Annotated in this window: 7 protein-coding genes and 1 tRNA gene; 5 read left to right on the top strand and 3 right to left on the bottom strand. The window is 71.5% G+C overall.

The features are described 5' to 3' along the window. From ROTAS13_RS00785 to ROTAS13_RS00770, 4 genes are all read left to right on the top strand, one after another. The coding region (locus ROTAS13_RS00785; protein WP_075821278.1) for a uroporphyrinogen-III synthase at window positions 1–630 on the top strand (630 nt) is incomplete at its 5' end. Continuing rightward, window positions 627–1,985, top strand: a complete 1,359-nt coding sequence (locus ROTAS13_RS00780) for a COG4223 family protein (protein ID WP_075821273.1) — start codon at window positions 627–629, stop codon at window positions 1,983–1,985. The genes ROTAS13_RS00785 and ROTAS13_RS00780, both read left to right, overlap by 4 nt. Beyond that, window positions 1,985–3,268 (top strand): heme biosynthesis HemY N-terminal domain-containing protein, encoded by a 1,284-nt coding sequence (locus ROTAS13_RS00775; RefSeq protein ID WP_075821272.1) that lies wholly within the window; start codon window positions 1,985–1,987, stop codon window positions 3,266–3,268. The genes ROTAS13_RS00780 and ROTAS13_RS00775 overlap by 1 nt, the downstream gene beginning before the upstream one ends. Before the next feature lie 58 nt (window positions 3,269–3,326). Beyond that, a tRNA-Thr gene (locus tag ROTAS13_RS00770) sits at window positions 3,327–3,401 on the top strand. 19 nt (window positions 3,402–3,420) lie between these two features. Here the strand turns inward: ROTAS13_RS00770 and ROTAS13_RS00765 are convergent. From ROTAS13_RS00765 to ROTAS13_RS25970, 3 genes are all read right to left on the bottom strand, one after another. Continuing rightward, the gene (locus tag ROTAS13_RS00765; protein WP_075821271.1) at window positions 3,421–3,822 is read right to left on the bottom strand and encodes a hypothetical protein; all 402 of its coding nucleotides are present in this window, start codon (window positions 3,820–3,822) and stop codon (window positions 3,421–3,423) included. Between the two features lie 117 nt (window positions 3,823–3,939). Continuing rightward, window positions 3,940–4,194, bottom strand: coding sequence for a hypothetical protein (locus ROTAS13_RS00760; protein WP_075821270.1), 255 nt, complete (start codon window positions 4,192–4,194; stop codon window positions 3,940–3,942). A gap of 317 nt (window positions 4,195–4,511) precedes the next feature. Then, window positions 4,512–4,739, bottom strand: coding sequence for a hypothetical protein (locus ROTAS13_RS25970; RefSeq protein WP_139323237.1), 228 nt, complete (start codon window positions 4,737–4,739; stop codon window positions 4,512–4,514). Between the two features lie 250 nt (window positions 4,740–4,989). Here ROTAS13_RS25970 and ROTAS13_RS00755 point away from each other — a divergent pair, with 250 nt between their 5' ends. Beyond that, window positions 4,990–7,263, top strand: coding sequence for a CDC48 family AAA ATPase (locus tag ROTAS13_RS00755; RefSeq protein WP_019460378.1), 2,274 nt, complete (start codon window positions 4,990–4,992; stop codon window positions 7,261–7,263). Window positions 7,264–7,318: the final 55 nt, after the last annotated feature.

The raw sequence follows: 7,318 nt of genomic DNA, 5'->3' as shown, positions 1-7,318 counted from the left end.
GCCCTGTTGCTCGAACCACGCCCCGTGCCGCTGCCGCCGGCCCAGGCGCTGCTGCTGACCAGCCGCGCCGCCGCGCGCGCCCTGGCCGGCCGCATCCCCAACCTGCCGGTCCTGGCCGTGGGCGAGGCCACGGCGGCGGAGGCGCGGCGGGCCGGCTCCACGACGCTATATGTGGCAACCGGCGATGCCCAGGCCCTGGCAACCCTTGCCACCTCCGTGCTGGACCCGGCGGGCGGGCCAATCCTGCTGGCGGTGGGCCGTGGCTACGCGCTTGATCTGGCCGAGATATTGCGGGGGAGGGGATTCCGCGTCCGGCGCCGGGTGGTCTATGACGCCCACCCCGCAAGGCACCTGCCGGAGGAGGCGCTGCTGGCGCTGCGGAACGGGAAGATCGGCTCGGCCCTGTTCTTCTCGCCACGCTCCGCGGAGGTTACGCTGTCGCTGATGCGGGACGCGGGCCTGGCCGCGGCGGCAACGTCCGTCGAGGCCCTCGCGTTGAGCGCGCGTGTCGCGATGACGCTCCGGGGCCTCCCTTGGCGCGCCATCCGTGTCGCGTCCGATCTGAACCAGAATGCCTTGTTGGCCCTGTTGGGTCCGGCAGGCCAAACAGGAGAGCCGCCGCCCTCATGAGCGATTCCCCCGACAAGGACATGGCCCCAAGGGAGCAACCAGGGGCACAGCAGGGGCCTCGTCAGGAGCCGCAGGCGGCCGGCCCGGCCGGGTCCGGCGCGCCGGCACGCTCCACCCTCCCGCCCTCGCCGCCGCCCCGCAAGCTCGATCCGGCGGTGCTGCCCATCCTGATCGGCGTGCTGGTACTGGGTGGCGCCCTCGCCTTCCTGTTCCTGACGCCCTCCGGCACGGTCAATTCCGGCGAGACCAACCGAGTCCGCATCGCGGCACTGGAGGAGAAGCTCGCCTCCGCCACCGAGCGCCTCCAGGCCGACGAGCACCGCATGGCGGCGCTGGAGCAGCAGGCGCAGCAGCTCGCCGCGCGCCCGGCCGGCGACCCGGCCGCCCTCCAGGACCTCGCGGCCCGGCTGCAGGGCATCGAGACCCGGGACGGCGAAAGCACCAAGCGGCTGACCGACAGCCTTGCCGCCCTGGAGAGCGACCTGCAGCAGCGCCGCCAGGCCAACGAGGCGCGGCTGACCGCCATCGAGAAGAACGCCGGCGAGGCCAGCCAGCAGAACGCCCAACGCATCCAGGCCATCGACAGCCGGGTCGGCGAGGTGGAGAACCGCGCCGCCGCCCGGGCCGCGGAGGCCGAGCGCAACCTGTCGCAGCGCATCGCCGAGGCGGAGAAGCAGATCGCCCAGCGCGTCGCCGATGCCGAGGCCGCCATCGCGCCACGGCTGGCGGCGCTGGACCAGAGCATCGCGCAGCGGGTGCAGGCGGCGACGCAGGAGCTGGACCGCCGCGTCAACGCGCAGAACAGCGCGCTCGACCAGCGTCTCGCGGCCTTCGATGCCCGGGTGAAGCAGGCCGAGAGCGCCGAGCGCCGGGTGGGCTTCCTGGCCGCACGGGGGGCCATCCAGTCCGCGCTGGAGGCCGGGCAGCCGCTGAAGCAGCCTCTCTCCGGCCTGCCCGGCACGCCGCCGCCCGCCTTGCAGCGTTATGCCGAGACGGCGCCGCCCACTGAGGCCACGCTGCGCCTGAGCTTCGAGGAGGCCGCCCGCGCCGCCCGCGCCGCCGCGGAGCCGCAGGGACAGGGGGTCATGGACTCCGCCCTGGCACGCATCCAGGGGCTGGTGACCGTGCGCCGGGGCGATCAGGTGGTGGTGGGCGACACCGCCGCCGGCCATCTGGAGGCCGCGCGCCGGGCGCTGGATGCCGGGGACTTGGCCGGGGCGCTGCAACGGCTCGACGCCCTGCCGCCGGAATCCAAGGCCGCCATGCGTGGCTGGCTGGACCAGGCGCAGGGGCTGCTCGCGGCGCAGACCGCGCTGCGCAACCTTTCCGCCGACCGTAACGGGGGCGCCGGCTGATGCTTCGCGCCATCTGGCTGCTGATCGTCCTCGCGGTCGGCGTCGCCTTCGCCTGGTATCTGCGCACCCTCGGCGGTTCGGTCGAGATGCGGGTGGGCGATGTCTTCGTCGGCCTGCCGCTCTGGGTCCTGCTGCTGGTCCTCGTGGTCGGCTTCGTGGTGCTGTACGGCCTGCTGCGCGGCTGGGCGCTGCTGCGGTCCTGGCCGCAGCGCATCCGCGACCGCCGCGCCGCCCGCTACCGGGTGGAGGGCGATGCCGCCGTGACCCGCGCCCTGGTGGCGCTGGCCTCCGGAGCCTCCGACCAGGCGCGGATGGAGATCCGCCGCGCCCGCAAGCTGCTGGGGGACACGCCGCACACCCTGCTGCTGACCGCCGAGGCGGAGCGCATGAGCGGGCGCGAGGAGGCGGCCAATGCCGCCTTCCAGGCCCTGGCCGAACGCGACGACGCCCGCTTCCTGGGGTTGCGGGGGCTGCTGAGCTCCGCCATGCAGCGCGAGGATTGGCCCGAGGCGCAGCGCCTGGCCCGCGAGGCCGAGGCGGCGCAGCCCGGCGCCTCCTGGGTGCGCGAGGAGCGGGCGCTGCTCGCCATGCGCACGCATCACTGGGGTGAGGCGCTGGCGCTGCGGGCGCCGGGCCTTTCCGAATCCGCCCTGGCCCTGGCCGCGGCAGAGGAGGAGCAGGCCCCGACCCGCAAGGCCGAGCTGGAGAAGCGCGCCTTCCAGGCCGATCCCGGCTTCGCCCCCGCTGCCCTGGCCTATGCGGCACAGTTGCGCGACCTGGGCTCGCCCCGCCGTTCGCGGGCGGTGCTGGAGGAAAGCTGGAAGGCCGCGCCGCATCCGGACGTCGCCCGCGCCTATCTGACCGGCGAGGGCGATGTCCTGGCCCGGGTGCGCGCGGCCGAGACCCTGGTGGAGCCGAACCGCACCCATCCGGAAAGCCGCCTGCTGCTCGGGCGGCTGGCGCTGGAGGCCTCGCTGGTCGGCCGGGCGCGCACGGAGCTGGAAGCCCTGGCGGCCAGCGGCGAGGCCGATCGCCGCGCCTATCTGGCCCTGGTGGACCTGGAGCGGGTGGAGCAGGGCGACACGCCGGCCGGCCGGGCCGGCGAGGCCAAGTGGCTGCGCGCCGCCGCCACCGCCGCGCCGGAGCCCCGCTGGGTCTGCGGCCAGTGCGGCCAGGAGCACGAGGCCTGGGCGCCGGTCTGCGACCATTGCGGCACCACCGGCCGCATCGGCTGGACGGCGCCCTATCAGCGGCTGCCTGTCCCGCGTGCGGAAAAGGTGTAAAGCGGAGTTGCCGAAGTCGGCGGGCGAGGGTAGATAGCGCGCCACGCCGCTTCGGCAGGCCGACTTAGCTCAGGGGTAGAGCAACTGATTCGTAATCAGTAGGTCCGGGGTTCAATTCCCCGAGTCGGCACCATCCTCCCACCTCTCCGATTTTACATCTGCGAAGAGGCCAGCACCGGGACGCCCGAAGGGCTGACCGAGGCTGTTGGCGATGGAACCGGGCAGCGCAACTCCGTTTCCAGCGTGACCCACTCCCTGGCGAGTACGAGGCGCTTGTCGGCGTTCCGGGAAATCGGCAGGCTGATCAGCTTGCAATAGGCGATCAGAGCTGCCGCCAGGGCGGGCGCGGAAAGAAGCAGCGACACCGGCTCCGCGCCCTGCCCCGGACGGAACACGGCCCGCAGGCTGGGCGGGTCCAGCGAGACCGGTTCGCAGCGGAGGATCTCCAAGGGTTCCCGCACCAGCCCCAGAACGGCCGGGGCCTTTGCCAGTGCCAGGGAAAGGACGGGGAGCGGAAAGCGGATCTGCCGGACATCGACGATGTCTTGGAACATGCGCTTCTCCTTGCCGTGCCAATCTGCCGGAAAAGTCTGAAGCAAACATGAACGCCGCGATGCGTGGGCAGGTCACCGGCAACCATCCAGGGGGTCGGCGGCTTCGGGCAGAGCGCTTCAGCGCAGGGGGACGCGTCCCCGCGTGGAGGGCTTTTCCCACAGCTCCGCCCGCGTTCCGGCCGGATGCAGCCGTGGCGCGACGGGAGGAGCGATGGGGAACACGGCCGCCGCATCGTGGTTCGCCGCGCCTTCCGGTTCGCGACAGAACCGCGAGATGTAGTCCGCGTCGATCTCGGCGGGCAAAAGCCGGATCGGCCCGTCCCCCCACAGGTCCTCGTTGGTCCAGATACCCTCGGCCGGCTTCCACAGCATCGGCCGGGGCGTACAGGGCCGCCCGGTATGGCAGGCCGAAAGTTGAAGCCAGTGCCAGGACTCCGTCTGGCGCCATCCGGCTGGCGGATATCCATCCCAATTCGGTCGCATCGCTGGCCCCCTCCGTATCTGTCCGGTAGCTTTCGGCTTGGCTGGCGTTGCAGAACTGTGAACGGGAACTGGAGGGTCTTAGGCAAATCAATTGTTTGTACCGCTCCTTATTGTTCCCTTCTGAGTTGTAATCATGGCCGCTTCCTTCCGGTCGGGACTGGAAGGGACGGCGCATCTCGCCAAAGGCCCGCTCCGGGGGGGAGCCATCAGCACCAGCCGCCGCCCAGTTCGATCACCAGGACGATCACGACCAGCCACCAGACGACGCCGATCACGGCGGCCCAGGCGAGGCCCTTGCGCAACCGGCCTTCGGAAAACTCCGGCGGTTCCGGCGAAGGGGCGGGTTGCGATTCCCCCTCCGGTCCGTCCGCCCGTTGATCCTGATCGTCCCGCTTTCCTGCGATCCCAAGCCCTCCGCCGGTTCCGGGCGGCATGGCCCGGATGGAATCCCCACGCAATTCAGGTGCCACTCACCCTTCGCACGGGCCGCCGACGGTTCCGGAGGCAGTGCGATGACGCTGAGGTGAAGACAGGCGGCGCGGGGCGGTCCATCCCGGTCCTGTGAAAGCCCCCCGGCAAGCCTCTCGCAACCCCGGACCGTTAGGCTTGTTGGCGAGCCGGACGGCCCGGGCCAGGCGCCCTGGCGCGGAGTCCGCCCGGCACAGGAAATGGACACCGCAGACCATGGCCGATGACAGCAAGAGCACGCAGGTGCAGGTGGCGAATGCCCGCCCGGAGGATGTCGGCAAAGGGGCCGCGCGGGTCAGCCGGCGCATCATGCAGGAACTGGGCCTGCAGCCGGGCGACGTGCTGGAGGTCATCGGCCAGCGGCACACCGCCGTCATCCCCATCCCACCCTTCCCGGAGGACGAGGACCTGGAGATCATCCGCCTGGATGGGCTGCAGCGCGGCAATGCCGGCGTCTCGGCCGGGGAGCGGATCGAGGTCCGCCGCGCCCAGGTGAAGCCCGCGACCCGCGTCGTGCTCGGCCCGGCGCAGAAGAACCTGCGGCTCTCAGGCTCTGGCGAGGCGTTGCGGCGCACCTTCATGGGGCGTCCGGTCGTTGCCGGGGACGTGATCTCCACCTCGGTCTATCACCGGCCCGAGCGCGGCGCCGACGGCATCCCGGACGAGGTCTATCGCCGCTTCTTCGAGCAGCAGACCTATGCCCTGCAGGAAATCCGCCTCGTCGTGGTGGAAACCACGCCCAAGGGCATCGTCCGCGTCGACCAGCACACCGAGTTCGAGATCCTGCCCCAGTACGCGGAGCCCAGGGAGGTCCGCCGCGCCGACGTCACCTACGACGACATCGGCGGGCTGGGGAATGCGGTGGATCAGGTGCGGGAGATGGTGGAGCTGCCGCTGCGCCATCCCGAGCTGTTCCAGCGCCTGGGCATCGACCCGCCGAAGGGCGTGATCCTCCACGGCCCGCCCGGCACCGGCAAGACGCTGCTGGCCAAGGCCGTGGCGAACGAGTCCGAGGCGAATTTCTTCTCCATCGCCGGGCCCGAGATCATGGGCAGCCAGTACGGCGAATCCGAGAAGCGGCTGCGCGAGATCTTCGAACAGGCGGGCAAGCAGTCGCCCTCCATCATCTTCATCGACGAGATCGACAGCATCGCGCCCAAGCGCGACGAGACTCGCGGCGAGGTCGAGCGCCGCATCGTCGCGCAGCTCCTGACCCTGATGGATGGGCTGGAGCCGCGGCAGAACGTGGTGGTCATCGCCGCCACCAACCGCGTCGATGCGATCGACGAGGCGTTGCGCCGCCCGGGCCGCTTCGACCGGGAGATCGTGATCGGCGTGCCGGACGAACCGGGGCGCCGCCAGGTCCTGGGCATCCACACGCGCGGCATGCCGCTGGCCGACGACGTGGACCTCGATGCGCTGGCGCGTTCCACCTATGGCTATGTGGGCGCGGACATGTCGGCCCTGGCGCGCGAGGCGGCGATGGACGCGGTGCGGCGCATCCTGCCGCAGATCAACCTGCGGGAAGGCATCCCGCCCGAGATCCTGGCCGACCTGCGCGTCTGCCGGCAGGATTTCGAGAATGCGATGAAGCGCATCCAGCCCTCGGCGCTGCGCGAGATCATGATCCAGGTGCCCAACGTCACCTGGGAGGATGTCGGCGGGCTGGAGGAAACGCGGACCCAGCTCCGCGACGGCATCGAGCTGCCGCTGAAGCATCCCGACGCCTTCCGGCGGCTGGGCATCCGCCCGGCCAAGGGCTTCCTGCTTTTCGGCCCGCCGGGCACCGGCAAGACGCTGATGGCCAAGGCCGTGGCGCGGGAGGCGAGCGCCAACTTCATCGCCACCAAATCCTCCGACCTGCTCTCGAAATGGTACGGCGAGTCGGAGCAGCAGGTGAGCCGCCTCTTCGCGCGGGCGCGGCAGGTGGCGCCGACTGTGATCTTCATCGACGAGATCGACAGCCTGGTGCCGGCACGCGGCGGCAGCCTGGGCGAGCCCGCGGTGACGGAGCGGGTGGTGAACACCATCCTGGCCGAGATGGACGGGCTGGAGGAACTCCAGAGCGTGGTGGTCATCGGCGCCACCAACCGTCCGAACCTGCTGGACCCGGCGCTGCTGCGCCCCGGGCGCTTCGACGAGCTGGTCTATGTCCCCGTGCCGGACGAGGCCGGGCGGCTGCATATCCTGCGCATCCAGACCAAGGAGATGCCGCTGGCCAGCGACGTGGACCTGGAGGATCTGGCGAAGCGCAGCCAGGGCTTCACCGGCGCCGATCTGGGCGACGTGGTACGGCGGGCGGGGCTGCTGGCCCTGCGCGGGGATATCGCGAGCCCGGCGGTGGGCCGTTCGCAGTTCGAGCAGGCGCTGCGGGAATCCCGCCCCTCGGTGACGCCGGAGATGGAGCAGGAATACGAGCAGCTCCGCCGCAGCCTGAAGCAGCAGGGGCCGCTGGTGCAGCGGCCGCGCATCGGCTTCCAGTTGGACTGAGGTGCGGTCCTGTCCATGGCCCCCCGCCCGGCATCCATGCCGGGCGGGGGCATGG

It is taken from the genome of Roseomonas sp. TAS13, from assembly GCF_001950415.1.
In the GTDB taxonomy this organism is placed as follows: Bacteria; Pseudomonadota; Alphaproteobacteria; order Acetobacterales; family Acetobacteraceae; genus Roseomonas; species Roseomonas mucosa.
This window is presented reverse-complemented; position numbering and strand designations above follow the sequence as displayed.

Bases quoted from the DNA above. Each gene is read 5' to 3' on its own strand.
- ROTAS13_RS00765 (WP_075821271.1), bottom strand. From the start codon at position 3,822: ATGTTCCAAGACATCGTCGATGTCCGGCAGATCCGCTTTCCGCTCCCC.
- ROTAS13_RS00760 (WP_075821270.1), bottom strand. From the start codon at position 4,194: ATGCTGTGGAAGCCGGCCGAGGGTATCTGGACCAACGAGGACCTGTGG.
- ROTAS13_RS00775 (WP_075821272.1), top strand. From the start codon at position 1,985: ATGCTTCGCGCCATCTGGCTGCTGATCGTCCTCGCGGTCGGCGTCGCC.
- ROTAS13_RS00780 (WP_075821273.1), top strand. From the start codon at position 627: ATGAGCGATTCCCCCGACAAGGACATGGCCCCAAGGGAGCAACCAGGG.
- ROTAS13_RS25970 (WP_139323237.1), bottom strand. From the start codon at position 4,739: ATGCCGCCCGGAACCGGCGGAGGGCTTGGGATCGCAGGAAAGCGGGAC.
- ROTAS13_RS00755 (WP_019460378.1), top strand. From the start codon at position 4,990: ATGGCCGATGACAGCAAGAGCACGCAGGTGCAGGTGGCGAATGCCCGC.